The sequence below is a fragment of the Vibrio plantisponsor genome, assembly GCF_013041605.1.
GTDB classification, from domain to species: Bacteria; Pseudomonadota; Gammaproteobacteria; order Enterobacterales; family Vibrionaceae; genus Vibrio; species Vibrio plantisponsor.
Genome location: NZ_JABEQC010000041.1, coordinates 1 through 532, shown reverse-complemented (window position 1 = coordinate 532; position 532 = coordinate 1). Strand labels below are relative to the sequence as shown.

The following is a 532-nucleotide window of genomic DNA, read 5'->3' as shown; positions in this document are numbered from 1 at the left end:
CAGGTATCTACCGTTGATATCCAGATTGAGAACGAAGGCCAAAAGCCAGATGTTCTATATACCACCAATATCCAATCAGAAACTGTCTATTGTTTTGCCGCCTTCAATAAAATGGACATGTTGGATAACTTGAAAACGAGCAGTGGTACCTTCTCATCAGGCTTTAATCCTACTGCCTACTTACAGCCAGGCGATAACGTTCTTAACCTCGATGTGGTACCTATTGGTGTTTATGAACAAGACGATACCTACCGTCCGGATGACCAATGCGAAATGACCTTGTATGGGGCATTTCCCGATGGCAAAAAGGTGGAAATATCCTCACTGCATGTCACGGTCGAAGATGGAAAGCCGACGACCAAAACATCAAAAGATTATCCTTCGAATCATCAAACTCCACTCAATGACGTAGCGGGTCATCTTGATGGACATCTAACAGAGTTCTCTCGCCCCTTTAAGGTTAAGTCTATTCCTCGTTGGCGTTGGGTCGATGCGACACCGATTCGTGAGGACAACCCAGAGCAAATGAAGC

1 pseudogene is annotated in these 532 nt (G+C 45.1%); it reads left to right on the top strand.

Features of this window, described 5'->3' with window-relative positions:
• Window positions 1-532: pseudogene (locus HKI82_RS20425) on the top strand (glycosyl hydrolase family 26); the annotation flags it as partial.